Origin of the sequence: Providencia sp. PROV048, assembly GCF_033688165.1 — a bacterium.
GTDB lineage: Bacteria > Pseudomonadota > Gammaproteobacteria > Enterobacterales > Enterobacteriaceae > Providencia > Providencia hangzhouensis.
In genome coordinates this window covers 3,116,327-3,142,599 of sequence record NZ_CP096360.1, presented here as the reverse complement: position 1 = coordinate 3,142,599, position 26,273 = coordinate 3,116,327, and the positions used below count along the sequence as shown (strand labels likewise).

Sequence of the window (26,273 nt, the reverse complement as noted above, 5' to 3'; positions counted from 1 at the left end):
GTGTATTAAATGTATTGATTTAGTTAAATTAATGTTCCGTTTTAGTAAAAGTACCAATAATTTTGTCATGCATTTCAGTAAATTTTGAATACCCCATTGATGAGGAAGGCACCGAATGACGAGTTTATACACCAAATGATGAGTTTATACACCGTAACAAAACACCTCGAACAATTAGAAACCACGCCATTAATTGCGGAAAGTCATCACTACGATGATCCATTGTAGCCTCAAAAACTGGTATTTTTAGATGCGGTCAATAAACAGCGTTGTGTGATAACTCATCACAGCGTAATAGCCAACTCACTAATACAATACCTTTATTTATCATATTACTAGTGTATGTGTGTTTGAAGTAATTAGTTGCATAGTTTGTTTCTATGTATATTAGAACTTACAGGGCTTATCGTAGTTTGGTTTGCTCATCTTGGGAATGTCGTTTATTTTTAAGAAAAAGCGCTTTCAAAGTATATGTATAGACACGGTAACGTTATCCCTCTAAAAACCGAAGAAAAGTTATCCGTGTCTCTGAATTATTGGTCGACCATAGGCTCAAGCAGGCATTATTTGAGCTGTACAGCTACCTAAAAGGGCTTCTCTAAATCTATTTAGTGTACTTGGCTACTCCACTTAAGTGACGCAAAAACCAACACCAAACCCGAAATAGTTAGTACTAAACCTAAGTGTTGGCTCCAACCAGCGACCATTAGACCGATGGCGAGTCCGATGTAGTAAAATAAACCTAAAATTGCTCCGGCGGTGCCTTTTTGCTCACCATAACGGTTTAATGCATGGGCAAGTATGTTCGGGATCGCAATTCCGTAACCAATAACGACACCAATAACCGGTAAAACAAACCAAATAGAATCCATTAGAGCAAAAACTAAGCAGCCACTAACTAAAGAAATGATACTTGATAGCTTAACAAGTTGTTCAGATGTGTGTTTTTTAGCCAATAAATAGCGATTTGATATCGAACCTAAACCGACCCCAAGTGCTAATAATATCCCAGTTAATCCAAACTGTTGTTGAGTGAGCGTTAATTGTTCAAAATTGAAAGGTGCCAGCTGATAATAGCTAAATAAATTAATGTTGAAAAATGCAATCAAGATCACATTTCTAATAATTTCTTTATCCGCAATCATGCGTAAAAATGTCTCAATAAATGAGACTTGTGTCACGTTTTCAGGCTTGGTCTCAGGTAAGCGACAGACGGACCAGAGAAAAAGCACCGCTGCTAAAATCGCTAAGCCGATAAAAACGGCACGATAGCCACCAAAATTGGCTAACCCAGCACCAGATAACATTCCCAACGCAGGGCTAATTGCTAAAGCAACTCCCATAATAGAAAAAACTTTCGCTAATTCATGGCCTTGGTAGCTATCACGCATGGTAGTTTGTGTGCCAATTGAACCTACGGCAGCGCCAAATGCTGACAACATTCTCATTAATAATAATAAATAAAAATGTGTCACAAATAACGCGCCAACAGAGGTAATACCATAAATCAATAAACCCGCCAAAATAGTCGGGCGACGCCCTAAGGTGTCACACATTCGGCCCCAAAACACCACGCCTAATGCAAAAGCAAAGAAATAAAGCGACAGTGTTTGTGAAGCTTGTTCCGCATTTACTGAGAAAGCACTGGCGATATCAGTGAGAGCGGGGCTGTATATGGTTTCCACAATTTGAGGAAACATCATTAAGGCAACAGCAAGCCATAATGAGAGAGGATGTTTCATACATTTTCCTGCCAATCTACTAAAAATAAAGGGTCTAATCGGATACAACGATTTAATAGCAGGCAGTTTAGTGTTATTTTTATTGTCTTATTACAATAATAAAGGCTATAAATATCAAAAAAGAGACATTATGGCTTGGTTAAATCAAACAGATGAATTTCAAACTCACTGGTACCATGCCCCAGTATTGGGAATTGCAGCAAAATTGGGGCAGCATGACTCAGGTTTTCATAAACATGAAATGGGACAGCTTTTGTTTACACAACAAGGGTGTATACGGATTTCACTGGAAAATCGCCTGTCTTTGCTTCCCCCTGGTAGAATGGCTTGGATCCCACCATTTGTTCTTCATCGGGCGCAAATGAGGGCATCAGTGGGGTATCGTTCGGTTTATTTATCAGAAGAATATGCCAAAGAAATCGGGAACGATGTGGTTATTTTAAATATTTCCCCATTGCTGAGGGAAGTGCTAGAACGTATTGCTATTGCTCCGTTTGATAGTGATTGGCAGCAGGGGCGTTTGGCCAACTTATTACCGGTATTTATTGATGAATTACAGAGTGCTGCTTTAGAACCAACACTGTTAGCACTACCGCAAGATAGGCGCTTTAAAGGGGTTGATATCGAACAATTACCACCGAATTTAAACCAATTAGCGCAAACTATCGGTGCGAGTGAGAAGACGATTACACGGATTTTTTTTAAAGAAACAGGAATGAGTTATCAAGCATGGCGTCAACAGTGGCGTTATATTAAAGCCATTGAATTACTCGCACAAGAAAAGCCATATCATTATATTACTCAAGAACTTGGCTTAACAAGTGATAGTGCGTTTATTAGTTTTTTCCGTAAAATGAGTGGGATGACCCCAAGGGAATATCAGCAGCAGTAAGCTAAATGACTTTGGTAAACAAACATGAAAAAGCCCCGAAAATTCGAGGCCTTAGCACATGTAGGAGTTCAGATTTAATTAAATATTATTTTTTTGATAATTCAGAGTTGAATTCACGTTTGTCATAGCCGGTATATAGCTGGCGAGGACGTGCAATTTTCAGGCCGTCATCGTGCATTTCATTCCAATGTGCAATCCAGCCAATGGTACGTGCAATGGCAAAAATAACAGTAAACATTGAAGATGGAATACCCATTGCTTTCAAGATGATACCTGAATAGAAGTCAACGTTCGGGTACAGTTTTTTCTCAATGAAATACGGGTCGTTTAATGCGATACGTTCCAGCTCCATAGCGACTTCCAGCAAGCTGTCATTCAAGCCAAGTTCATTTAGAACTTCATGGCAAGTTTCACGCATTACGGTTGCACGTGGGTCATGGTTTTTATAAACACGGTGACCGAAGCCCATTAAGCGGAAAGAGTCATTTTTGTCTTTAGCGCGCTCGATAAATGCAGGGATGTGCTCAACGGTTTGGATTTCTTCCAACATACGTAAGCAAGCTTCGTTAGCTCCACCGTGAGCAGGCCCCCACAGTGAAGCGATACCCGCTGCGATACAAGCAAATGGGTTTGCGCCAGATGAACCCGCAGTACGAACTGTCGATGTTGAGGCGTTTTGTTCATGGTCGGCGTGCAGAATCAAAATACGATCCATTGCGCGTTCTAAAACAGGATTAACTGTGTATTCTTCACATGGTGTAGAGAACATCATGTGCAAGAAATTACCCGCGTATGACAGGTCATTACGTGGATAAACAAAAGGTTGGCCAATTGAATATTTGTAACACATCGCTGCAACTGTTGGCATTTTTGATAGCAGACGATAAGCCGTAATTTCACGGTGGCGTGGGTTATTCACGTCTAATGCATCGTGATAGAAGGCAGCTAGTGCGCCTGTAACACCACATAATACAGCCATTGGGTGTGAGTCACGGCGGAAACCATTAAGCATGCGAGTAATTTGCTCATGGATCATGGTGTGGCGAGTCACCGTATTTTTAAATACGTCATATTGTTCTTGAGTCGGTGCTTCACCGTATAGCAGGATATAACAAACTTCGAGATAAGAGGCTTCAGTAGCGAGTTGATCGATAGGGAAACCACGGTGTAACAGAATGCCTTGCTCACCATCGATATAGGTGATTTTTGATTCACAGGATGCAGTAGAAGTAAAACCAGGGTCGTAGGTAAAGAACCCTTTAGAACCTAAAGTTCGGACATCGATAACGTCTTGACCAATCGTTGGGCTTAAAATATCTAGGTCAATATCACCCTTACTACCAGTCGTTAGCTTAGCTTTGTTATCAGCCATTACGGTCTCCTTAGCGCTTGATAATCGACACCCAACAACCCAGAAGCCCAGCGTTATACTGCGTCTTCGTGCATTGTTCTACCGGTATGCTTTGGAAATCAGCTAGATATCACATAAAACCTGAAATCTGAGACCGATGACAATGTAGTTAGGTTGTTTATGAGTGTGTAGATGTTATGTTCTTTTTGTTGTTTTCCCTACAATATCATTATTTGTGGTAAGAGGAACAACTTTCATAACTTTTGTTATTAATACCCATCATAGTTCAAATTGAAGAGTACTTAACATTGCAACATTCACGTTTTTTTCTTTTACGATGAAGTGTAAGTGTCAACAGCACCGTTAAGATAATTCTGCCAGACCTATATGTAAGATAAATGTTGAATCATTGTCAAATAAGATAAGCACATTTATACAAAATGTTTAAATCGTGATCCTTCTCACTGTTCGGGCTAAATGTCTCCAAACATTTTGTGTGGGAATTGTAATGGCATTGTGAAGACTTTATACTAGCGGCAGGTCTCCGGATTACCCTGTAGTAGGAGTTCCCAGCGTGATCAGTATGCAACTTTATTTAAACATGATGGATTAGAGTTTGTGTTAAGTTGCATTTTGTACCCCCTGTCGCTGTCTGATTTCCACCCCAGGTCCGGAGGATGGAAAATAATAAAGAGCTGTGTGGGCAAAATTGTGAAAAAACAAAGACCTGTCAACCTTGATTTGCAGACGATTCACTTCCCGATCACTGCAATATCTTCGATCTTGCACCGTGTCTCTGGCGTCATTACTCTCATCGCAGTTGGTATTCTGCTTTGGTTGTTAGGGACATCTCTCTCCTCTCCAGAAGGTTTTCAATACGCGTCTGAAATAATGACTGGCTTTTTTGCTAAGTTCATTCTTTGGGGCATCTTGACGGCTTTGGCTTACCACATCTGTGGTGGTATTCGTCATATGCTAATGGATTTCGGTTGTGTTGATGAAACGCTTGCTGCTGGTAACTCATCTGCAAAAATTACATTTGTCATTACCGTGATTTTAGCAATTCTGGCGGGGGTTTTAGTATGGTAAGTAATGCTTCAGCTTTAGGCCGTACTGGTATCCAGGACTGGCTATTAATCCGTGGTTCTGCGATTGTCATCGCGCTCTATGTACTCTACATTGTTGGTTTTGTTGCTATTAATGACATTACCTATGACGTCTGGCGTGGTTTTTTCGCCTCTTCTGTGACGAAAGTATTCACTATCCTCACGTTGTTCTCGATTCTTGTCCATGCGTGGATTGGCATGTGGCAAGTGCTGACTGACTATGTTAAGCCTTTAGCAGTCCGTTTAGTGTTGCAACTGGCTATCGTTGTAGGTCTGTTGGCTTATTTAATTTACGGAACAATTGTTGTGTGGGGTGCATAAATGAATCTGCCAATCAGAGAGTTTGACGCTATCGTTATCGGTGCGGGTGGCGCAGGTATGCGTGCTGCACTGCAAATTTCACAGTTGGGCCTATCATGTGCTCTGCTGTCAAAAGTCTTTCCAACCCGTTCTCATACTGTTTCAGCGCAAGGCGGTATTACTGTTGCGTTAGGTAATACTCACCCTGATAACTGGGAATGGCACATGTACGATACCGTGAAAGGTTCCGACTACATCGGTGACCAAGACGCTATTGAATACATGTGTAAAACAGGGCCAGAGGCTATCCTTGAATTAGAGCATATGGGGTTGCCATTCTCTCGCCTTGATGACGGAAGTATTTATCAACGTCCATTTGGTGGTCAATCTAAAAACTTCGGTGGTGAGCAAGCTGCACGTACTGCGGCTGCGGCTGACCGTACTGGCCACGCACTGTTACATACCTTGTATCAGCAGAACTTAAAAAACCACACGACCATTTTTTCTGAATGGTATGCCCTTGATTTAGTTAAAAACCAAGATGGCGATATTGTAGGTTGTACTGCAATTTGTATGGAAACAGGCGAATTAGTTTATTTCAAAGCGAAAGCAACTATTTTAGCAACCGGTGGTGCAGGGCGTATTTACCAATCAACCACTAACGCACACATCAATACAGGTGATGGTGTGGGGATGGCTGCTCGTGCAGGTGTTCCACTACAAGATATGGAAATGTGGCAGTTCCACCCAACGGGTATCGCAGGTGCGGGTGTTCTCGTTACTGAAGGCTGCCGTGGTGAAGGTGGTTACTTGCTGAACAAAGACGGTGAGCGTTTCATGGAACGTTATGCGCCGAATGCGAAAGACCTTGCGGGTCGTGACGTTGTTGCGCGTTCTATCATGATTGAAATTCGTGAAGGTCGTGGTTGCGATGGCCCATGGGGTCCACATGCTAAACTGAAATTGGATCACTTAGGAAAAGAAGTTCTGGAATCTCGTTTACCAGGTATTCTTGAGTTATCTCGTACCTTTGCTCACGTTGACCCAATCAAAGAGCCAATCCCAGTAATTCCTACTTGCCACTACATGATGGGTGGTATTCCGACTAAAGTTACAGGCCAAGCCATTCGTTATAACGAAAAAGGTGAAGATGAAGTCATTCCTGGCTTGTTTGCAGTCGGCGAAATTGCCTGTGTATCAGTACACGGCGCTAACCGATTAGGCGGTAACTCACTCCTCGACTTAGTGGTATTTGGTCGTTCAGCGGGTCTGCATTTGAAAGAGTCCATCATGGAACAAGGTTCAATGCGTGATGCGTCTGAATCTGATATCGATGCAGCGATGACTCGTTTTAACCGTTGGGAAGATGCACGTACTGGTGAAGACCCAACTGAAATCCGTAAAGCACTGCAAACCTGTATGCAGCATAACTTCTCGGTATTCCGTGAAGGTGATGCCATGGCGAAAGGTTTAGAAGAGCTGAAAGTGATTCGTGAGCGCCTGCAAAATGCACGTCTTGATGATACCTCGACTGAGTTTAATACTCAGCGTATCGAATGTTTAGAACTGGATAACCTGATGGAAACGGCTTATGCAACGGCACAAGCTGCAAACTTCCGTACAGAAAGCCGTGGTGCGCATAGCCGCTTTGACTACCCAGAGCGAGATGATGCGAATTGGTTATGTCACTCATTATATTTACCGCAATCTGAAACGATGACGCGTCGTGAAGTCAACATGCAGCCAAAACTGCGTGAAGCCTTCCCACCGAAAATTCGTACCTACTAATGCGTGGTGTTAATCCAGTTGCGGAGAAATAAACTATGAAATTACAATTTTCGATTTATCGCTACAATCCTGATATGGACAACGCACCACGTATGCAAGATTACACGCTAGAAGTTCCTGAAGGGCGTGACATGATGTTGCTGGATGCGTTAATCCAAATTAAAGAGCAAGACCCAACATTATCCTTCCGTCGTTCTTGTCGTGAAGGGGTATGTGGTTCTGATGGTCTGAACATGAACGGTAAAAACGGGTTGGCATGTATTACGCCATTATCCGCGTTAATCCGTGGTGGGAAGAAAATTGTCATTCGTCCATTACCAGGTCTGCCTGTTGTACGTGACCTGATCATCGATATGACACAATTCTATACCCAATATGAAAAAATTCGTCCATATCTTATTAATGATAATAAGAACCCACCGGCGCGTGAGAATTTACAAACTCCTGCACAACGTGAAAAACTCGATGGTTTATATGAGTGTATTTTGTGTGCTTGTTGTTCGACTTCTTGCCCATCTTTCTGGTGGAATCCGGACAAGTTTATCGGGCCTGCAGGCTTGTTGGCAGCGTATCGCTTCTTAATTGATAGCCGTGATACTGAAACCGATTCACGATTAGATGATCTGAACGACGCTTTTAGTGTCTTCCGCTGTCATAGCATCATGAATTGTGTCAATGTATGCCCTAAAGGACTAAATCCAACGAAAGCTATCGGTCATATTAAATCTATGTTACTAAAACATAGTGCTTAATGATGCATATTTAACCCGCAGTGCTCAGGTGCTGTGGGTTAAAATGAAATAGCACAAAATAAAAACATAAGTTAAAAGAAACGCGTAAAGTAAAAACAATGACATGATTTAAATGCGCGGGAGCTCACAAAAGCGCGAAAACGAAATACCAACAAAGAGCGTCAGAAAGTAACATTGTCACCCATAAAAAGTAGTACTTATTAAAACGTTGTCATTACAAAAGCGTAAAAAAGTGAAAGCAAAGAAAGTAACAGCAAAAAGTAGAAAAAATAGCCAACTGCAAAAAAAGATGAAGACGACAGCCCAAGCATAGGGGCCTTTAAAAACCGCAGCCAGTTTTTAAAGGTTCCTTAAAAGGGAAACCCTTACTGATAAAGGGCCTCCCAAAGAGAGAACATGCATAAAGCACGTCCAAGAGAACCTTTATCGAGGTCGCTTAAATGCGGCGATTAGTTAACCACGGCGAAAACTAAAGCTTTAAAAGCTTAAGGGATCACAATGCAGAACGGCGTAATGAAGGACTGGCTGGATTCAAGCTTTCTGGCAGGCGCGAACCAGACTTATATAGAACAGCTCTATGAAGATTATCTGACTGACCCTAACTCTGTCGATGCCGAGTGGAAAGCAATTTTTGATCAACTACCTGGTGCAGCATTAGGCACTAGCGGCGAACAATTCCACTCCCAAGCGCGCGATTACTTCCGTCGCTTAGCAAAAGACTCTACACGTTATCACACCTCTGTTAGCGATCCAGCTATCGACGCAAAACAAGTTAAAGTTTTGCAATTAATCAATGCGTTCCGCTTCCGCGGGCACCAAAATGCGAATCTTGACCCGTTAGGTCTTTGGAAACGTGAATCTGTTCCAGATTTAGACCCAGCATTCCACAACCTGACGAAAGAAGACTTCAACGAAACATTCAACGTGGGTTCATTTGCTATTGGCAAAGAAACCATGAAGCTGAGTGAGCTATATGAGCACCTGAAACGTATTTATTGCGGTTCTATCGGTGCTGAATATATGCATATCACAAATACAGAAGAAAAACGTTGGATTCAGCAGCGTCTTGAATCTGTAGACGTATCTAAAATTTTCTCAGTAGAAGAGAAAAAACGCTTCTTAGCAGAATTAACGGCAGCTGAAGGGCTTGAGCGTTACATTGGGGCTAAATTCCCAGGTGCCAAGCGTTTCTCATTGGAAGGTGGTGATTCACTAATCCCAATGCTGAAAGATTTAATCCACCACGCAGGCAAGCAAGATACCCGTGAAGTTGTTTTGGGTATGGCTCACCGTGGTCGTTTAAACGTTCTAGTTAATATCTTAGGTAAAAAACCTGGCGAATTATTTGATGAGTTCGCGGGGAAACATAAAGACCACTCTAGTGCGGGTGACGTTAAGTATCACCAAGGTTTCTCCTCTGATTTTGAAACCGCAGGTTCTCGTGTTCACTTAGCATTAGCATTTAACCCATCTCACCTTGAGATTGTTAGCCCTGTAGTTATTGGTTCAGTACGTGCTCGTCGTGACCGTCTGGATGAAGGCCGCAGCAATATGGTTCTGCCAATTACCATTCATGGTGACTCAGCAGTAACTGGCCAAGGCGTTGTGCAAGAAACATTAAATATGTCTCAAGCACGTGGTTATGAAGTTGGCGGTACTGTACGTATCGTAATTAATAACCAAATTGGTTTCACTACTTCAAATCCAAAAGATACACGTTCAACCGAATACTGTACTGACATCGTTAAAATGGTGCAGGCGCCAATTTTCCACGTGAATGCAGATGACCCTGAAGCAGTGGCATTTGTAACACGTTTGGCACTGGATTTCCGTAACACGTTCAAACGCGATGTTATGATTGATTTAGTATGCTATCGCCGTCATGGGCATAACGAAGCGGATGAGCCAAGTGCAACTCAGCCAGTGATGTATCAAAAAATCAAACAGCACCCAACACCACGTAAAATTTATGCAGACCGTTTAATTGCAGAAAATGTGTTAAGTGCTAATGATGTCACTGAAATGGTTAATCTGTATCGTGATGCGTTAGATGCGGGTAACTGTGTGGTTGAAGAATACCGTGAAATGGGTCTGAACTCATACACATGGGCTCCATATTTAAACCATGAATGGGATGCATCATACAAATCAACCGTTGATATTAAACGCCTAACTGAACTGGCAACTAAAGTCAGTACTATTCCAGAAGGCGTGGTTGCACAATCTCGTGTTGAGAAAATCTATGCAGACCGTGCCGAAATGGCGAAAGGTGAAAAACTTCTCGACTGGGGCGCCGCTGAAACTTTAGCGTACGCAACATTGGTTGATGAAGGTATTCCTGTTCGTTTATCGGGTGAAGATGCGGGCCGTGGTACATTCTTCCACCGTCATGCAGTGGTCCACAACCAAACGAATGGTTCAGTTTATGTTCCACTGCAAAATATTCATAATGGCCAAGGCGTGTTTAATGTTTGGGACTCTGTTCTGACTGAAAATGCCGTATTAGCATTCGAATATGGTTATGCAACCACAGAACCTCGTGCATTGACTATCTGGGAAGCACAATTTGGTGACTTCGCTAACTGTGCTCAAGTGGTTATCGACCAATTCATTAGCTCTGGTGAGCAAAAATGGGGTCGTATGTGTGGTCTGGTCATGTTACTGCCTCATGGTTATGAAGGTCAGGGGCCAGAGCACTCATCTGCACGTTTAGAACGTTACCTGCAACTGTGTGCTGACCAAAACATGCAAGTGTGTGTGCCATCAACACCAGCTCAGGTTTATCACATGTTACGTCGCCAAGCCTTACGTGGAATGCGCCGTCCTCTGATTGTGATGTCACCAAAATCTCTGCTGCGTCACCCGTTAGCGGTTTCTAGCATGGAAGAATTGGCTAATGGTACATTTGAGCCAGTTATCGGTGAAATCGATGAAATCAATCCGAAAAATGTGAAACGCGTCGTTCTGTGTTCAGGGAAAGTCTATTACGATCTGTTAGAACAGCGTCGTAAAAATGAACAAACTGACGTTGCTATCGTGCGTATCGAACAGCTATATCCGTTCCCACACGAAGATATCCAAAAAGCGTTGGCGCAATATACTGATGTAAAAGACTTTGTATGGTGTCAAGAAGAGCCATTAAACCAAGGTGCTTGGTATTGCAGTCAACATAACTTCCGTGAAGCTATCCCAGCAGGGGCAACTTTACGTTATGCAGGTCGAGCTGCTTCTTCATCTCCAGCAGTTGGCTATACGTCCGTACACCAGGAACAACAAAAAGCCCTGGTTAATGACGCTTTGAACATTGAATAATTAAAGGATAGAAAATGAGTAGCGTAGAAATTCTTGTTCCCGATCTTCCTGAGTCCGTTGCAGATGCTACGGTTGCCACATGGCATAAAAAACCAGGTGACAGTGTTCAGCGTGATGAAGTACTGGTTGAGATCGAAACAGATAAAGTCGTATTAGAAGTTCCTGCAAGCGAGGCGGGTGTATTAGAAGCTATCGTTGAAGATGAAGGTGCAACAGTATTGTCTAAGCAGTTACTGGGTCGCATTCGTTTAGGCGATAGCACTGGTATTCCAGCTGAAGTGAAAGAAGCACAAGAGTCAACACCTGCACAACGTCAAACTGCAAGTTTAGAAACAGAAAGCAACGATGCGCTGACACCAGCTATTCGTCGTTTAATTGCAGAGCACGATTTAAACCCTGCGGATATCAAAGGGACTGGCGTTGGTGGTCGTTTAACTCGTGAAGATGTTGAAAAACATTTAGCGGCAAATAAATCTGCGACACCTGCGGCGAAAGCACCAGAAGCGCCACAAGCGCCATTAGCGCACCGTAGTGAAAAACGTGTTCCAATGACTCGTTTACGTAAACGTATCGCAGAGCGCCTGTTAGAAGCGAAAAATACGACTGCAATGCTGACGACGTTTAACGAAGTCAATATGCAACCAATCAAAGACTTACGTAAACAATATGGCGAAGTATTCGAAAAACGTCATGGTGTTCGTTTAGGCTTTATGTCTTTCTATGTTAAAGCTGCGGTTGAAGCACTGAAACGCTACCCAGAAGTGAATGCTTCTATTGATGGCGATGATGTGGTTTACCATAACTATTTCGATATCAGTATTGCTGTATCAACACCACGTGGTCTGGTAACGCCAGTGCTGCGTGATGTCGATGCAATGAGCATGGCTGATATCGAGAAGAAAATTAAAGAACTGGCTGTCAAAGGTCGTGACGGTAAATTAACTGTCGAAGACTTAAGTGGTGGTAACTTCACTATCACTAACGGTGGCGTATTCGGTTCTCTGATGTCTACACCTATCATTAACCCACCACAGAGCGCGATTTTAGGCATGCATGCGATTAAAGACCGCCCTATGGCTGTAAATGGTAAGGTAGAAATTCTTCCTATGATGTATTTAGCACTGTCTTACGACCACCGTTTAATCGATGGTAGTGAGTCAGTTGGCTTCTTAGTCGCTATCAAAGATATGCTGGAAGACCCAACTCGTTTACTGCTGGACGTATAGCAACATAACAGGGCAGGGTACAACTTGCCCGGTCTGAAGTAACCGATGCAACCCGTTCGCGGGTTGCTAAATCAGTAACAATTGCAGGAGGCGAATAAACGCCTCTTCAGACTCAATTATGGATAGAACATCATGAATTTACACGAGTACCAGGCAAAACAGTTGTTTGCACGTTATGGGATGCCTGCACCGACAGGTTATGCCTGTTCATCAGTTGCTGAAACCGTCGATGCAGCTAAAAAAATTGGTAACGGCCCATGGGTAATTAAATGCCAAGTTCACGCTGGTGGACGTGGTAAAGCGGGTGGCGTGAAAGTCACTAGCGATATCAATGAAGTTAAAGCGTTTGCAGAACACTGGTTAGGTAAAAACTTAGTTACCTATCAAACAGATGCTAATGGCCAACCAGTAAACCAAATTTTAGTTGAAACTGCGACTGACATTGATAAAGAACTCTATTTAGGTGCTGTTGTTGACCGTAGCACTCGCCGCGTTGTGTTCATGGCTTCTACCGAAGGTGGCGTGGAAATTGAGAAAGTCGCAGAAGAGACCCCAGAGTTAATCCACAAAGCGATTATCGACCCATTGACTGGCCCAATGCCTTTCCAAGGTCGTGAGTTAGCATTCAAATTAGGTCTAACTGGCAAACAAGTTAGCCAATTTGCAAAAATTTTCATGGGTCTAGCAACATTATTCCTAGAACGTGATTTAGCATTAGCTGAAATCAACCCACTGGTTATCAGCACTGCGGGTGATTTAGTTTGCTTAGATGGTAAATTAGGTATCGATAGCAACGCGTTATATCGCCAACCTGAAATCCGTGAACTGCGTGATGAATCACAAGAAGATGCGCGTGAAGCACAAGCGGCTCAGTGGGAACTGAACTATGTTGCATTAGACGGCAACATCGGTTGTATGGTTAACGGTGCAGGCCTTGCAATGGGTACGATGGACATCGTTAAATTACACGGCGGCGCACCAGCTAACTTCTTAGATGTTGGCGGCGGCGCGACAAAAGAGCGTGTAACTGAAGCATTTAAAATCATTCTTTCTGATGAAAACGTGAAAGCGGTTTTTGTTAACATCTTTGGTGGTATCGTTCGTTGCGACCTGATTGCAGACGGCATCATTGGTGCAGTTGAAGAAGTTGGCGTAAATGTACCGGTAGTTGTGCGTTTAGAAGGTAACAATGCAGAGTTAGGTGCTAAAAAACTGGCAGATAGCGGCTTGAACATCATCGCTGCAAATAGCCTGACAGATGCAGCTAAGAAAGCAGTAGCAGCAGCGGAGGCTAAATAATGTCTATTTTAATCGATAAAAACACTAAAGTAATTTGCCAAGGTTTCACTGGTGGTCAAGGTACATTCCACTCAGAACAAGCGATTGCTTATGGCACGCAAATGGTCGGTGGTGTGACTCCAGGTAAAGGTGGCACTGTTCACTTAGGTCTACCTGTATTTAACACTGTTCGTGAAGCTGTAGAAGCAACGGGCGCAACAGCCTCTGTTATCTATGTTCCAGCACCATTTTGTAAAGATTCTATTTTAGAAGCTATCGATGCAGGCATTAAACTGATCATCACCATCACTGAAGGTATCCCAACGTTGGATATGTTGACAGTGAAAGTGAAATTAGACGAAGCAGGCGTTCGTATGATTGGGCCTAACTGCCCAGGTGTTATCACTCCGGGTGAATGTAAGATTGGTATCCAACCTGGTCATATCCATATGCCAGGTAAAGTCGGTATCGTTTCGCGTTCAGGTACGTTGACTTACGAAGCTGTTAAACAAACAACAGATGCAGGCTTAGGTCAATCGACTTGCGTAGGTATTGGTGGTGACCCAATCCCAGGTTCAAACTTCATTGATATCCTGAAATTATTCCAAGCGGATCCGCAAACTGAAGCTATCGTCATGATCGGTGAAATCGGTGGTAACGCAGAAGAAGAAGCGGCGGCTTATATTAAAGAGCACGTCACTAAACCTGTTGTCGGTTACATCGCAGGTGTAACTGCACCAAAAGGCAAACGTATGGGGCACGCAGGTGCAATCATCGCTGGCGGTAAAGGCACAGCTGATGAGAAATTTGCTGCATTAGAAGCGGCTGGTGTGAAAACCGTTCGTAGCCTTGCAGACATCGGTGATGCAGTAAAATCATTACTGAACAAATAAGTGATTCGCTAGGCAACTAGCAAGAGTAAGAGACGAAAGCCCGTGCTCATGTGAGCGCGGGTTTTTTTATGGTTTACAAAAATATTTCAAACAAATTTTATGTGGTTATGCGGTTTTCTGAAAAGAGTGTCTATACTTAAAAATGCGTATTACAGGCTTATATGAAGGAAAATTGATAATGAGGGGCAATTAGACGAGTAGGGGAGGCGCTAATCGCATTTTGTGCAAAAAATAGCAAAATTGCGGCATGTCAATTTTATAATATTGACGGCAATTCAATTAAACCAATATAACCGTTTAGTTGATAAAAACGGCTATATTAATAAAATTCATAATAAGTTTAAAATAAGATACTATTACAAATTAAATATTCTTTTTTCGAGGCTTTAATTCAATGATTATATTTTTTGTTAATCTTTGGAAAAATTAAGAACATTTGCATCATTATCAATAACAGCATTTTAACAAGTAAATAACCATTAATTGACTGACAGGTATATCAATTAACAACAGGAAAAAAATTGACGTAAATCAATTCATTGCCTCTGGCTTTATTTGTTCAAATTGCTTAAATTGGTGCTCGATCAAATACTCGGTTTTCTATTAAAGGGTATAATTATTGATGTAAATTCAGAATTCAAATCTGAGTCACGTAAAAGAAGTTTATTGTGTGTGAAGATAGGCGTACTATTATTATAGTAACGTTTGTTCTTTTAATTTTGTTAATTATTTGTTGTTTTGAGGCATTTTTTGCTGGTAGTTAAGAGGCTTTCTAAGTATTTAAAACTGGAAGCTGGGTTGCCGCAAGTCGGTGTCTTCCTGCTAGGAGCAAGGAGTCAAGATGTTTGATATTGTCGAACTGTCACGATTACAGTTTGCCTTAACTGCGATGTATCACTTCCTGTTCGTACCATTAACGCTAGGTATGGCGTTTTTGCTTGCGATCATGGAAACGGTATATGTACTGTCAGGCAAACAAATTTATAAAGATATGACTAAGTTCTGGGGTAAGTTATTCGGTATTAACTTTGCTCTGGGTGTTGCAACGGGTTTGACCATGGAGTTCCAATTCGGTACTAACTGGTCTTACTACGCTCACTACGTTGGAGATATCTTCGGTGCACCTCTTGCAATCGAAGGTTTGATGGCGTTCTTCTTAGAATCTACCTTTGTTGGTTTATTCTTCTTTGGTTGGGATCGTTTAAGCAAAAAACAACACCTTGCTGTAACATGGTTAGTTGCTTTAGGTTCTAACTTCTCTGCTCTGTGGATTTTGGTCGCGAACGGTTGGATGCAAAACCCAATCGCTGCTGATTTCAACTTTGAAACCATGCGTATGGAAATGGTTAGCTTCTCTGAGCTAGTCTTGAACCCAGTCGCACAAGTTAAATTCGTCCACACAGTTGCTGCAGGTTATTGTACCGGTGCAATGTTTATCTTAGGTATTAGCTCTTACTACCTGCTTAAAGGTCGTGATGTTGCTTTTGCTAAGCGTTCTTTTGCAATTGCGGCAAGTTTTGGTATTGCAGCGGTTCTATCTGTTATCGTTCTTGGTGATGAATCAGGTTACGAAATGGGTGACGTACAAAAAACGAAACTTGCAGCCGTTGAAGCTGAGTGGGAAACTCATGCTCCTCCAGCCGCGTTTAACTTAATCGCTTGGCCAGATACCGAGAAACAAGAAAATAAATTTGCTATCTCGATTCCTTGGGCGATGGGTATCATTGCAACCCGTTCTGTCGACACACCTGTTTTAGGCTTGAAAGACCTAATGAAACAACACGAAGTTCGCATTCGTAACGGTATGATTGCATACGGTCAGTTACAAGAACTTCTTGCAGGTAATAAAGATCCTGAACTGCGTGCGGCATTCGAAGCAAGCAAAAAAGATCTTGGATATGGTCTTCTGTTAAAACAATATGCACCAAATGTTGTTGATGCAACTGAAGCTCAAATCCAAAAAGCAGTGAAAGATAGTATTCCTAACGTTGGGCCTCTGTTCTGGGCATTCCGTATCATGGTTGGTGTTGGCTTCCTGTTACTGTTGATTATTGGCTGGGCATTCCTGTCAGTAGTTCGTAACCGTATTGGTCAAAATAAACTATTGCTGCGTATTGCACTACTCGGTATCCCATTACCATGGATTGCAATTGAATCGGGCTGGTTCGTTGCTGAATATGGTCGTCAGCCATGGGCAATTGGTGAAGTGTTACCGGTTTCGGTTGCACACTCCAACTTGACAACCCATGACCTGATCTTCTCTATGGTATTGATCTGTGGTCTGTACACACTGTTCTTAATTGCTGAAATGTTCTTAATGTTCAAATTCGCTCGTAAAGGGCCAAGTAGCCTGAAAACCGGTCGTTACCACTTTGAACAGAAAAACACTTCTGCACACGACGTTCAGTAAATAGGAGTCCACTTATGTTTGATTATGAAGTTCTTCGATTTGTGTGGTGGATCCTTATCGGTGTATTACTGATTGGGTTTGCTGTCACAGATGGCTTTGACATGGGCGTTGGCTTCTTATTACCTATCTTAGGTAAAACAGATACTGAACGCCGTATCATGATTAACGCAGTTGCACCTCACTGGGATGGTAACCAAGTTTGGTTAATCACCGCGGGTGGTGCTATGTTCGCTGCATGGCCACAAGTTTATGCTGCGGCATTCTCCGGCTTCTATGTCGCTATGATTTTGGTATTAGCAGCACTGTTCTTCCGTCCGGTTGGTTTCGACTACCGTTCAAAACTGGAGAACCCAAAATGGCGTAATATGTGGGACTGGGGTCTGTTTATTGGTGGTTTCGTTCCACCATTAGTTATCGGTGTTGCGTTTGGTAACCTGTTATTAGGTGTTCCACTACAAATCGATAACCAGCAGTACCTGACTTATACAGGTAACCTGTTTGGTCTGCTAAACCCATATGGTCTGTTAGCGGGTATTGTCGGCTTAATGATGATTGTGACGCAAGGTGCAACTTATTTGCAAATGCGTACCACGGGTGAACTGTACCTACGTGTTCGTAAAGCGACTTATATCTGTGCATTAGTTACTTTAGTTGCTTTCGCAGGCGCAGGTGTTTGGTTAGTAATGGGTATTGATGGTTATGTTGTTACTTCAACTATCGATACATTGAGTGTTTCTAACCCACTAAACAAGACAGTCGCAGTTGAATCAGGTGCTTGGTTGACTAATTTCAACACTTACCCAATTCTGTGGGCGTTGCCTGCTCTGGGTGTAGCACTACCGTTAGTCACAATGCTGTTTAGTAAAGCAGACAAAAATGGTTGGGCGTTTGTGAGTTCTTCATTAACTATCGCTTGTATCATTTTAACCTGTGGTGTAGCAATGTTCCCATTCATCATGCCTTCAAGCATCATGCCAAACGCAAGTTTGACCATGTGGGATGCAACATCTAGCTTGTTCACACTGCAAGTGATGACTGTTGTTGCTATTATCTTTGTTCCAATTGTACTGGCATACACCGCATGGTGTTACTACAAAATGTTCGGTCGTTTGGACAAAAACTTCATCGAAGGCAACAAGCACTCGCTGTATTAAGGAGCATAACTATGTGGTATTTCGCCTGGATCCTCGGCACGCTGTTAGCTTGTAGTTTTGCAGTGATTGCAGCATTAGCATTAGAGCACTCAGAAGACTCTAAAACAGCTAAAGATGGTGAGTAATAAAAATGCTGGTGGATAAAACCTATCAGCTATTGGATAAGGGGCCGATAAGGGCCCTTATCCTTATTTTAGCTTTAGTAACTGCAGGTGCAGTCATGTGGGATCCAACCCTATTTGCTGCGAAAACGAGTTCATTTCAGATATGGCAAGGGCTGTTGTTAATATGGGCAACATGTACCGCGATGATTTTTGGTGTGGGTTTTAAACCTAAAAAAGTTATCTTCCGTGCAATTTTCCATCCATTGCCTGCTGCCATCATTCTTATTTGGGGACTTTTTCAGGTCTTTAGATAATTCTAATTGCTAATTATGGGTCAATGGACCCATAATTATTTTTGATATCTTTACTTTCAAAGTGATTCCAAACTGGCACTGTCTTGCGTATAGTGGCACCGTTAATTAATTTAACCTAAGACGGAGTGATTGTTATGTTATTTCGCTGGCCTGTTCGCGTGTATTATGAAGATACAGATGCGGGCGGTGTTGTTTATCATGCACGCTATTTAGCCTTTTTTGAGCGAGCAAGAACCGAAATGCTGCGAAATAAAGGTATCAATCAACAAAGTATGCTTGCTGAAAACCTTGGCTTCGTTGTGCGAAGCATGACAATTGATTTTGTCAAAGGCGCTAAGCTAGATGACCTGCTGGAAGTTGAAACGCAAATTATTGAAATGAAACGTGCTTCATTAACTTTTCAGCAAAGGTTAGTTGATTCGCAAGGTAACCTGCTTTGTGGGGCAAATGCCCTTATTGCTTGTGTGGACACATCAAAAATGAAGCCGATTGCGCTTCCTAAGTCTATTGTCGCGGAGTTTAAACAGTGACTGACATGAATATCCTGGATTTATTCCTTAAAGCGAGCCTTTTGGTTCAGCTCATTATGTTCGTTTTGATCGGTTTTTCTATCGCATCATGGGCGATCATTATTCAAAGAACGAAAATTTTAAATGCGGCAACTCGTGAGGCTGAAGCATTTGAAGATAAGTTCTGGTCAGGTATCGAGTTATCGCGCTTATATAAAGAAAGCCAAGCTCGCCGTGATGAATTGAGTGGTGCCGAACAAATTTTCCATTCTGGTTTTAAAGAGTTCGTTCGTTTACACCAAGCGAATATTCATGCGCCAGATGCGGTTGTCACGGGGGCTTCTCGTGCAATGCGTATCTCAATGAATCGTGAACTTGAATCAGTTGAAGCGCATATCCCATTTTTAGGTACTGTTGGCTCAATTAGCCCTTATATTGGTTTATTTGGTACCGTTTGGGGGATTATGCATGCATTTATTGCATTGGGCGCAGTAAAACAAGCAACATTACAAATGGTTGCACCGGGTATTGCTGAAGCATTGATTGCAACCGCAATTGGTTTGTTTGCAGCGATCCCTGCAGTTATGGCATTTAACCGTTTGAACTTACGTGTCAGCAAATTAGAGCAAAACTACGATAACTTTATGGAAGAGTTTTTAGCCATCTTGCATCGTCAAGCTTTCTCTGCTGATAAGAAATAAGACGGGGGAGATAAGCGAATGGCGCGCACAAGTCGCAGACGTGAGCTGAAATCCGAAATCAACATTGTTCCATTACTGGACGTATTGTTGGTACTGTTGCTGATATTTATGGCAACAGCACCGATTATTTCTCAAAGTGTGGAAGTTGAATTGCCGGATGCAACAGATACACAAACCGTTTCATCAAGTGATAACCCACCGATTATTTTAGAAGTGTCGGGGGTTGGCCAATATAATATGCGTCTTGATGGTGAGGTTCTAGAATTGTTACCACCAGAGCAAATTGCGGCAGAAGCAAAATCTCAATTAGAGAAAAATCCAAAAGCGATTTTCTTGATTGGTGGAGCAAAAGAAGTCCCTTATGAAGAAGTGATTAAGGCGCTGAATATATTACACAGCGCAGGGATAAAATCGGTTGGCTTGATGACTCAGCCTATTTAGGCTGGGTTATTGTCGTTTGAATAAGTCACAATTCTTTTTTTGGATACCAGAGTGGGAAAAACAAAAGAGAAAAAAGATAACTTAAATCGATCATTAGTGATGTCAATTGTATTGCACGTCCTATTGATCGGCTTGATTGTTATAGGCTCTTTAGTTTCCGTCGTCAAACTTGGTGGTGGCGGAGAAGAGGGAACTGTCATCGATGCGGTGATGGTTGACCCTGGCGTGGTTGTTGAGCAGTATGAAGAAATGCAAAGGCAGCAAAATAACGTCAGACAAGCGGCGAAAGAGCGTAAAGAGCAAGAACAAAAGCAAGAGGCTGAGCTTAGAGAGCAGCAAGAAAAGGAACAAAAGCGTCTTCAGCAGCTTGAAGAAGAGCGTATTAAAACTGAGCGTGCAACGGCGGAGCAACAAAAGCAAGCCGAAGAACAACAGAAAAAAGCATTAGAAGCGGCTAAAAAAGCGAAGGAAGAGCAAAAAATAGCTGAAGAAGCTGCCGCGAAAGCGAAAGCAGAAAAAGAAAAATTAATTAAAGAGCAAGCCGCTGAAAAGGCGAAAGCTGAGGCACAAGCTCAGAAAGAAGCAGAAGCGGCGAAAGCCAAAGCTGAAAAAGAAGCTAAAGAGAAAGCCGAAAAAGAAGCCAAGGAAAAAGCAGAAAAGGACGCTAAAGTAAAAGCTGAGAAAGAAGCTAAAGCTAAAGCCGATAAGGAAGCCAAAGAAAAAGCAGATAAAGAAGCGAAAGCCAAAGCGGCAAAAGCTAAGGCTGAGGCTGCAAAAAACGCGGCTTCCGTTGACGATTTGCTTGGTGATTTAACGGCATCAGGCCCTAGCAAGCAAGGTGGCGAAGCTGCAGCTGGAAAAGGTGGTGGTAAAAAATCAGGGGCATCCAATGCTGATGTGGACAGCTATGCTGGTAAAGTCAAAGCGGCTATTCAAAGTAAGTTTTATGATTCAGATACTTTCCGTGGGCGTACTTGTGAACTTCAATTGAAGCTCGCGCCAGATGGGTTATTGGTGAGTATTACACCAAAAAATAGCCCGGCCAATGACGCGGCACTCTGTGATGCAGCAATCCGAGCAGCAAAACTTGCAACGATGCCTAAACCACCTAGCAGAGAAGTCTATGATACGTTTAATAAAGCAGGTAGCACGGTTGTGTTTAAACCTTAATATTCAATAACTCAGAGCAGTCTGTATTGATATTATTAAGGCAATAGCATAAATAGTTTGTGTGGTATCTAGTTTTGTTATTATACCTTTGTTAAAATTCAGCGAATTATTGCGGTAGTAAATAATCCGCAGTAAGGGAGATAAGAATGAAGCAGGCTTTTAAAGTAGTTTTAGGGTTCCTAATGCTATGGGCGACAGTGGCTCAGGCTGAAATACGTATTGAGATCACTGAAGGTGTTAACTCAGCTCAACCTATTGGTGTTGTTCCGTTCAGATGGTCAGGTGCCGGTGCACCACCACAAGAAGTCGGCCAAATAGTCGGTGCTGATTTACGCAATAGCGGGAAATTTAACCCTATCGAACCAAGCCGTATGCCTCAACAACCGGGTACCGCTTCTGAAGTGATTCCTGAAGCGTGGACAGCGTTAGGTATTAACGCAGTTGTTGTGGGGCAAGTACAGCCTGCAGCAGATGGTAGCTTTGTTGTTAGCTATCAGTTAGTCGATGTCGCGGCTAACCCAGGTGCTGTTTTATCTCAGAACCAATATAAAGTAACAAAAGAATGGTTACGTTATGCAGCGCATACTGCAAGTGATGAAGTCTTTGAAAAATTGACAGGTATTCGTGGTGCATTCCGTACACGTATTGCTTATATTGTTGTCAACAAAGGCGGTCAGTATCCATATGAATTACGTGTTTCTGATTACGACGGTTTTAACCAGTTTACGGTTCACCGTTCACCAGAACCTTTGATGTCGCCAGCATGGTCACCAGATGGTGAAAAACTGGCTTATGTTACATTTGAAAGCGGCAGTTCAGCACTTGTCATTCAAACCTTATCGACAGGAGCGGTTCGTCAGGTAGCATCATTCCCTCGTCACAATGGGGCACCTGCATTCTCTCCGGATGGGACTAAACTGGCATTTGCATTGTCTAAAACAGGCAGCTTGAATTTATATGTAATGGACTTAGCGAGTGGGCAAATTCGTCAGGTAACCGATGGTCGTAGTAACAATACCGAACCAAGCTGGATGCCAGATAGCCAAACTTTAGTCTATACTTCAGATCAGGCAGGACGTCCGCAGATTTATAAAATGAATATTAATGGTGGCAGCCCTGAGCGTGTGTCCTGGGAAGGAACACAAAATCAGGACGCTGATGTTAGCCCGGATGGTACTTTCTTAGTGATGGTCAGCTCCGGTGGCGGTCAGCAACATGTCGCCAAACAAGATCTGGCAACGAATAACGTTGAATTTTTAACGAAAACGTTCCTAGATGAAACGCCGAGTATCGCACCTAACGGCACTATGGTAATTTATAGCTCCTCTCAAGGCTTGGGGACTATATTGCAGCTAGTTTCGACCGACGGGCGTTTCAAAGCGCGTCTTCCGGCTACCGATGGACAGGTTAAATTTCCTGCCTGGTCGCCGTATCTGTGATGCATAATAATAATGTGTGGCAAAAAATATTAAGGATCAAAACGATGCAACTGAATAAAGTGCTTAAAGGGCTGATGATCGCGTTACCAATCATGGCAGTCGCAGCTTGTAGCTCTAACAAAAACAATGACCAAGATGGCGTAGATACTTCTACTAACCAAACTAATACTGGTCTGTCTGCGGAAGAGCTGGCACGTCAGCAAATGGAACAGCTGCAACAAAACAACACTGTTTACTTTGGCTTTGACAAATACAACGTATCTCCAGAATACGCTGAAATGTTAGATGCACACGCAGCATTCCTGCGTAGCAACCCATCTGTACGTGTTGTTGTTGAAGGTCATGCGGATGAGCGTGGTACTCCAGAATATAACATCGCGCTGGGCGAGCGTCGTGCTAATGCAGTTAAAATGTACCTGCAAAGCAAAGGTGTTTCTGGTGACCAAGTTTCACTGGTTTCTTACGGTAAAGAAAAACCAGCTGTGTTAGGTCACACTGAAGCAGACTACGCGAAAAACCGTCGTGCAGTCATTGCATACTAATAGATAAGCGAAATTATCTATTATGAACAGTAACTTCAGACACTTACTAGTCGGTCTGTCGTTATTGGTTGGCGTAGCGGCCCCTTGGGCCGCTATTGCCCAAGCGCCAATCAACAATGTCGGATCTGGTTCAACAGCAGACCGCCTTACCCAACTTGAGACAGCAGTTAGCTCTCAAGGTCAAATTCTGTATCAAATTCAGCAGCAACTCGCTGACAATCAACGCGACATCGACATGTTACGTGGTCAGATTCAAGAAAGTGAATACAAATTGAATCAAGTCATTGAGCGTCAGAAAGATTTATACATGCAATTAGATAATGCGGGCGGTGGTAATTCAGCAACCTCAGGCGATACAGCAACACCTGACACTAGCGCATCAAATGGATCATCTTCCTCAGGGACACCTACGGCAGCGGCCAATACAGGTGGAAATGAGAAAGATGATTACAATGCTGCAGTCAAATTAGCGATGGAAAGCAAATCCAAAGCTCAAATTGACCAAGCAATAGGTGCATTACAAGGTTTTATTAAAGCCTACCCTAAGTCTGGGTATCAATCTAACGCCAACTATTGGCTGGGGCAGTTAAACTACAATAAAGGTAGCAAAGACGATGCTGCTTTTTATTTCGCCACTGTAGTTAAGCAGTATCCTAAATCCCAAAAAAGCAGCGAAGCCTTATATAAAGTTGGGCTGATCATGCAAGATAAGGGACAAAAAGATAAAGCGAAAGCTGTTTACCAGCAGGTATTGAAACAATATCCAAACAGTGCTGGTTCAAAATTAGCCGAAAAAAAGCTGAGCACACTTTAATTTATAGCCCCGAAGCAATATTACCGAATATTTCGGGGTTATCAGTATGATAAGTGCGCATTTAAACTTTTTTTTAAAAAAAATCATTGCACCCTCGTCAGAAATCAGTAATATAGGCCGCCGTTGAGACGAGAATGTGGTTAGCCAAAAATCTCGAGATACAAAAAGAAATTTAGTTGGAAATATTGTTTTAGATGGGTCGTTAGCTCAGTCGGTAGAGCAGTTGACTTTTAATCAATTGGTCGCAGGTTCGAATCCTGCACGACCCACCATCTAAGCAGTAAAAAAATCAGAACTTCCAAGATGGGTCGTTAGCTCAGTCGGTAGAGCAGTTGACTTTTAATCAATTGGTCGCAGGTTCGAATCCTGCACGACCCACCATCTCAAGGCATTCCTAAGCAAATAATTCAATTAAACAATCACCTAAGTAAACATTCAGTCGTTAAGCCAGACCTCGACAAGCTGGTTGCAGGTTCAGCCCGTAGGGCAAATCCGAAGGATTTCAATCCTGCACGACCCACCATCTCAAGGCATTCCTAAGCAAATAATCCAATTAAACAATCACCTAAGTAAACATTCAGTCGTTAAGCCAGACCTCGACAAGCTGGTTGCAGGTTCAGCCCGTAGGGCAAATCCGAAGGATTTCAATCCTGCACGACCCACCATCTTAAGGCATTCCTAAGCAAATAATCCAATTAAACAATCACCTAAGTAAACATTCAGTCGTTAAGCCAGACCTCGACAAGCTGGTTGCAGGTTCAGCCCGTAGGGCAAATCCGAAGGATTTCAATCCTGCACGACCCACCATCTCAAGCCATTATCAAGCAAGCAATCCAAGTAATATTTACCTAAGTAAGTACTTAGTTGTCTAATCGCTCACAACAATAAAAGCACCGCATTCCTTTGCTGTGCTTCATTTATATTTATCTTATTTTACAGTGTTTCAGGGAGTAGGGCGTTATCCTGCAAAATGCCAATAAGCAGTTCTTGCATTTTTTCTGCCATAAGCTGCATATCATTGAAGCCTTGAAGGCTAGCGAGCTCGGTAGCTACTTCATTAAAGCAGCGCATCAAACACTGAAGAGACAATGAAGCGCTGTGAGCCGTTCCACAATTAAAAATGACCTCCAATGCCTCGATATAGGGTTTAGGCATCCATTCGTGATATTGACGGCCTTTATACCAAACATGCTTACATTGCAGAGAAACTAGGTTTTCAACTAGTGTGAGAAAATACTGCTTCATATCTGCACTTCGCGACCATGCCACCCATAACTCATTTCGTGTGAGTGCGATGGCGACTTGATGAGCCTCATGCCAAAAATCGGTGATTATCTCGGCAAATTCAGAGGCAGTAACAGGCTTTGGTTGTAAAGATGTTGAATTGGCAATTTCAGGCAGGCCATTAGCGATCCCTGTTTTATCCAATAAAACAGTAAAGCCCCGTGAAAATGTCGCATCTAAACCTTCACACTTCATTTTTTCGAGACGCTCAGGTTCTGCAAAAGTGAAATCAACTTTGCGGCCTTCTTCATAGATCACCAAGCAAGTAGGCCAGTCTGGCGCATCATTTTCTTCGTTAAGTAAATGAAGAGCAGCCAAGGGGGTACCAAAGTTATTAACCCAATGTGTTTGTTGGAATAGCTCTGTCACCCCGTGGCCAATCAATTCGATATCAATATCAGAATAACTATCGATATGTTGTTCTCGCCCTCGAGAGCCGGTTAATACCACGGCTTCAATTCTTGGATCGAGCAATGAAACTGAAATAATTTTATTTATTAATAATGCAGGTGATTCCATAACTGACCTAATGAATTAAGTAAGGATGGCTACGATACCGATAAAGAGGTAGAAAAGCGAAGGTTCAAACGTAAAAAGTATGAAAAGAGTACTTAAATGACTAAGTTTTTTCTAAAGTGAGGGAAAGTCGTTAACATTTATAGGAGAGGTATCAGAAATTCGGCTGTGTTAGTACCAAAATTGCCTTAATCGCTAAAAGTATATTACATTAAACATGGGGATGAAAAAGATT

Annotated in this window: 23 protein-coding genes, 2 tRNA genes and 1 pseudogene; 23 read left to right on the top strand and 3 right to left on the bottom strand. The window is 42.5% G+C overall.

What is annotated here, in order from left to right; genetic code table 11:
- Positions 1 to 135: 135 nt before the first annotated feature.
- Positions 136 to 350, top strand: a pseudogene (locus M1F26_RS13880) (hypothetical protein); the annotation flags it as partial.
- Between the two features lie 258 nt (positions 351 to 608).
- Here the strand turns inward: M1F26_RS13880 and M1F26_RS13875 are convergent.
- Positions 609 to 1,742 (bottom strand): multidrug effflux MFS transporter, encoded by a 1,134-nt coding sequence (locus tag M1F26_RS13875; RefSeq protein WP_140170885.1) that lies wholly within the window; start codon positions 1,740 to 1,742, stop codon positions 609 to 611.
- 130 nt (positions 1,743 to 1,872) lie between these two features.
- On the opposite strand from M1F26_RS13875, the gene M1F26_RS13870 reads away from it, so the two are divergent.
- Positions 1,873 to 2,634, top strand: coding sequence for an AraC family transcriptional regulator (locus M1F26_RS13870; protein WP_004256845.1), 762 nt, complete (start codon positions 1,873 to 1,875; stop codon positions 2,632 to 2,634).
- Positions 2,635 to 2,719: 85 nt separating this feature from the next.
- Here M1F26_RS13870 and M1F26_RS13865 read toward each other — a convergent pair whose 3' ends face one another.
- Entirely contained in the window at positions 2,720 to 4,006 is a 1,287-nt protein-coding gene (locus M1F26_RS13865; protein ID WP_004256842.1) for a citrate synthase, read from the bottom strand.
- Between the two features lie 678 nt (positions 4,007 to 4,684).
- Here M1F26_RS13865 and sdhC point away from each other — a divergent pair.
- From sdhC to M1F26_RS13760, 21 genes are all read left to right on the top strand, one after another.
- A complete protein-coding gene (gene sdhC / locus M1F26_RS13860; protein ID WP_004256840.1) occupies positions 4,685 to 5,074 on the top strand; it encodes a succinate dehydrogenase cytochrome b556 subunit in 390 nt (129 codons plus the stop codon).
- Entirely contained in the window at positions 5,068 to 5,412 is a 345-nt protein-coding gene (gene sdhD, locus M1F26_RS13855; RefSeq protein WP_140170884.1) for a succinate dehydrogenase membrane anchor subunit, read from the top strand. The genes sdhC and sdhD overlap by 7 nt, the downstream gene beginning before the upstream one ends.
- Positions 5,413 to 7,179 (top strand): succinate dehydrogenase flavoprotein subunit, encoded by a 1,767-nt coding sequence (gene sdhA / locus M1F26_RS13850; protein WP_140170883.1) that lies wholly within the window; start codon positions 5,413 to 5,415, stop codon positions 7,177 to 7,179. It abuts the gene before it with no gap.
- Between the two features lie 35 nt (positions 7,180 to 7,214).
- Positions 7,215 to 7,931: a succinate dehydrogenase iron-sulfur subunit gene (locus M1F26_RS13845; RefSeq protein WP_094961832.1), complete on the top strand. Its 717-nt coding sequence runs from the start codon at positions 7,215 to 7,217 to the stop codon at positions 7,929 to 7,931.
- 498 nt (positions 7,932 to 8,429) lie between these two features.
- On the top strand, positions 8,430 to 11,243 hold the full coding sequence (gene sucA / locus M1F26_RS13840; RefSeq protein ID WP_140170882.1) for a 2-oxoglutarate dehydrogenase E1 component: 2,814 nt from the start codon (positions 8,430 to 8,432) through the stop codon (positions 11,241 to 11,243).
- Positions 11,244 to 11,257: 14 nt separating this feature from the next.
- Entirely contained in the window at positions 11,258 to 12,469 is a 1,212-nt protein-coding gene (odhB, locus tag M1F26_RS13835) for a 2-oxoglutarate dehydrogenase complex dihydrolipoyllysine-residue succinyltransferase (RefSeq protein ID WP_004256815.1), read from the top strand.
- Positions 12,470 to 12,601: 132 nt separating this feature from the next.
- Positions 12,602 to 13,768: an ADP-forming succinate--CoA ligase subunit beta gene (gene sucC, locus M1F26_RS13830; protein WP_004256812.1), complete on the top strand. Its 1,167-nt coding sequence runs from the start codon at positions 12,602 to 12,604 to the stop codon at positions 13,766 to 13,768.
- Positions 13,768 to 14,640: a succinate--CoA ligase subunit alpha gene (gene sucD, locus M1F26_RS13825; protein ID WP_004256808.1), complete on the top strand. Its 873-nt coding sequence runs from the start codon at positions 13,768 to 13,770 to the stop codon at positions 14,638 to 14,640. The genes sucC and sucD overlap by 1 nt, the downstream gene beginning before the upstream one ends.
- Positions 14,641 to 15,481: 841 nt before the next feature.
- Positions 15,482 to 17,050 (top strand): cytochrome ubiquinol oxidase subunit I, encoded by a 1,569-nt coding sequence (gene cydA, locus M1F26_RS13820; RefSeq protein ID WP_004256799.1) that lies wholly within the window; start codon positions 15,482 to 15,484, stop codon positions 17,048 to 17,050.
- Positions 17,051 to 17,064: 14 nt separating this feature from the next.
- Positions 17,065 to 18,204 (top strand): cytochrome d ubiquinol oxidase subunit II, encoded by a 1,140-nt coding sequence (gene cydB, locus M1F26_RS13815; protein ID WP_140170881.1) that lies wholly within the window; start codon positions 17,065 to 17,067, stop codon positions 18,202 to 18,204.
- An 11-nt stretch (positions 18,205 to 18,215) separates the two neighbouring features.
- Positions 18,216 to 18,329, top strand: a complete 114-nt coding sequence (cydX, locus tag M1F26_RS13810) for a cytochrome bd-I oxidase subunit CydX (protein ID WP_004256792.1) — start codon at positions 18,216 to 18,218, stop codon at positions 18,327 to 18,329.
- Between the two features lie 5 nt (positions 18,330 to 18,334).
- Positions 18,335 to 18,622, top strand: a complete 288-nt coding sequence (gene ybgE / locus M1F26_RS13805) for a cyd operon protein YbgE (RefSeq protein ID WP_004256791.1) — start codon at positions 18,335 to 18,337, stop codon at positions 18,620 to 18,622.
- A 134-nt stretch (positions 18,623 to 18,756) separates the two neighbouring features.
- A complete protein-coding gene (ybgC, locus tag M1F26_RS13800; RefSeq protein WP_004256789.1) occupies positions 18,757 to 19,152 on the top strand; it encodes a tol-pal system-associated acyl-CoA thioesterase in 396 nt (131 codons plus the stop codon).
- Complete coding sequence (gene tolQ, locus M1F26_RS13795; protein WP_004256787.1) at positions 19,149 to 19,832, top strand: Tol-Pal system protein TolQ; 684 nt, start codon at positions 19,149 to 19,151, stop codon at positions 19,830 to 19,832. Before ybgC ends, tolQ begins: the two co-directional genes overlap by 4 nt.
- Before the next feature lie 18 nt (positions 19,833 to 19,850).
- Positions 19,851 to 20,273 (top strand): colicin uptake protein TolR, encoded by a 423-nt coding sequence (gene tolR / locus M1F26_RS13790; protein WP_004256786.1) that lies wholly within the window; start codon positions 19,851 to 19,853, stop codon positions 20,271 to 20,273.
- A 51-nt stretch (positions 20,274 to 20,324) separates the two neighbouring features.
- Complete coding sequence (gene tolA, locus M1F26_RS13785) at positions 20,325 to 21,443, top strand: cell envelope integrity protein TolA (RefSeq protein ID WP_004256784.1); 1,119 nt, start codon at positions 20,325 to 20,327, stop codon at positions 21,441 to 21,443.
- A gap of 146 nt (positions 21,444 to 21,589) precedes the next feature.
- Positions 21,590 to 22,882: a Tol-Pal system beta propeller repeat protein TolB gene (gene tolB / locus M1F26_RS13780; protein ID WP_140170880.1), complete on the top strand. Its 1,293-nt coding sequence runs from the start codon at positions 21,590 to 21,592 to the stop codon at positions 22,880 to 22,882.
- A 44-nt stretch (positions 22,883 to 22,926) separates the two neighbouring features.
- Complete coding sequence (gene pal, locus M1F26_RS13775) at positions 22,927 to 23,424, top strand: peptidoglycan-associated lipoprotein Pal (protein WP_004909091.1); 498 nt, start codon at positions 22,927 to 22,929, stop codon at positions 23,422 to 23,424.
- A gap of 22 nt (positions 23,425 to 23,446) precedes the next feature.
- Positions 23,447 to 24,238 carry a cell division protein CpoB gene (gene cpoB, locus M1F26_RS13770; RefSeq protein ID WP_140170879.1) on the top strand — a complete coding sequence of 264 codons (792 nt, stop codon included), beginning with the start codon at positions 23,447 to 23,449 and terminating at the stop codon, positions 24,236 to 24,238.
- A gap of 196 nt (positions 24,239 to 24,434) precedes the next feature.
- Positions 24,435 to 24,510 (top strand) — tRNA-Lys (locus M1F26_RS13765).
- Between the two features lie 33 nt (positions 24,511 to 24,543).
- Positions 24,544 to 24,619 (top strand) — tRNA-Lys (locus M1F26_RS13760).
- A 552-nt stretch (positions 24,620 to 25,171) separates the two neighbouring features.
- Here M1F26_RS13760 and M1F26_RS13755 read toward each other — a convergent pair.
- Positions 25,172 to 26,041, bottom strand: a complete 870-nt coding sequence (locus M1F26_RS13755; protein ID WP_140170878.1) for an aminoglycoside 6-adenylyltransferase — start codon at positions 26,039 to 26,041, stop codon at positions 25,172 to 25,174.
- Between the last annotated feature and the right edge of the window lie 232 nt (positions 26,042 to 26,273).

Bases quoted from the DNA above. Each gene is read 5' to 3' on its own strand.
- cydB (WP_140170881.1), top strand. From the start codon at position 17,065: ATGTTTGATTATGAAGTTCTTCGATTTGTGTGGTGGATCCTTATCGGT.
- cydA (WP_004256799.1), top strand. From the start codon at position 15,482: ATGTTTGATATTGTCGAACTGTCACGATTACAGTTTGCCTTAACTGCG.
- ybgE (WP_004256791.1), top strand. From the start codon at position 18,335: ATGCTGGTGGATAAAACCTATCAGCTATTGGATAAGGGGCCGATAAGG.
- tolB (WP_140170880.1), top strand. From the start codon at position 21,590: ATGAAGCAGGCTTTTAAAGTAGTTTTAGGGTTCCTAATGCTATGGGCG.
- M1F26_RS13870 (WP_004256845.1), top strand. From the start codon at position 1,873: ATGGCTTGGTTAAATCAAACAGATGAATTTCAAACTCACTGGTACCAT.
- M1F26_RS13865 (WP_004256842.1), bottom strand. From the start codon at position 4,006: ATGGCTGATAACAAAGCTAAGCTAACGACTGGTAGTAAGGGTGATATT.
- sdhA (WP_140170883.1), top strand. From the start codon at position 5,413: ATGAATCTGCCAATCAGAGAGTTTGACGCTATCGTTATCGGTGCGGGT.
- pal (WP_004909091.1), top strand. From the start codon at position 22,927: ATGCAACTGAATAAAGTGCTTAAAGGGCTGATGATCGCGTTACCAATC.
- M1F26_RS13845 (WP_094961832.1), top strand. From the start codon at position 7,215: ATGAAATTACAATTTTCGATTTATCGCTACAATCCTGATATGGACAAC.
- M1F26_RS13875 (WP_140170885.1), bottom strand. From the start codon at position 1,742: ATGAAACATCCTCTCTCATTATGGCTTGCTGTTGCCTTAATGATGTTT.
- sucD (WP_004256808.1), top strand. From the start codon at position 13,768: ATGTCTATTTTAATCGATAAAAACACTAAAGTAATTTGCCAAGGTTTC.
- cydX (WP_004256792.1), top strand. From the start codon at position 18,216: ATGTGGTATTTCGCCTGGATCCTCGGCACGCTGTTAGCTTGTAGTTTT.
- odhB (WP_004256815.1), top strand. From the start codon at position 11,258: ATGAGTAGCGTAGAAATTCTTGTTCCCGATCTTCCTGAGTCCGTTGCA.
- M1F26_RS13755 (WP_140170878.1), bottom strand. From the start codon at position 26,041: ATGGAATCACCTGCATTATTAATAAATAAAATTATTTCAGTTTCATTG.
- sucC (WP_004256812.1), top strand. From the start codon at position 12,602: ATGAATTTACACGAGTACCAGGCAAAACAGTTGTTTGCACGTTATGGG.
- tolR (WP_004256786.1), top strand. From the start codon at position 19,851: ATGGCGCGCACAAGTCGCAGACGTGAGCTGAAATCCGAAATCAACATT.
- cpoB (WP_140170879.1), top strand. From the start codon at position 23,447: ATGAACAGTAACTTCAGACACTTACTAGTCGGTCTGTCGTTATTGGTT.
- sdhD (WP_140170884.1), top strand. From the start codon at position 5,068: ATGGTAAGTAATGCTTCAGCTTTAGGCCGTACTGGTATCCAGGACTGG.
- sucA (WP_140170882.1), top strand. From the start codon at position 8,430: ATGCAGAACGGCGTAATGAAGGACTGGCTGGATTCAAGCTTTCTGGCA.
- ybgC (WP_004256789.1), top strand. From the start codon at position 18,757: ATGTTATTTCGCTGGCCTGTTCGCGTGTATTATGAAGATACAGATGCG.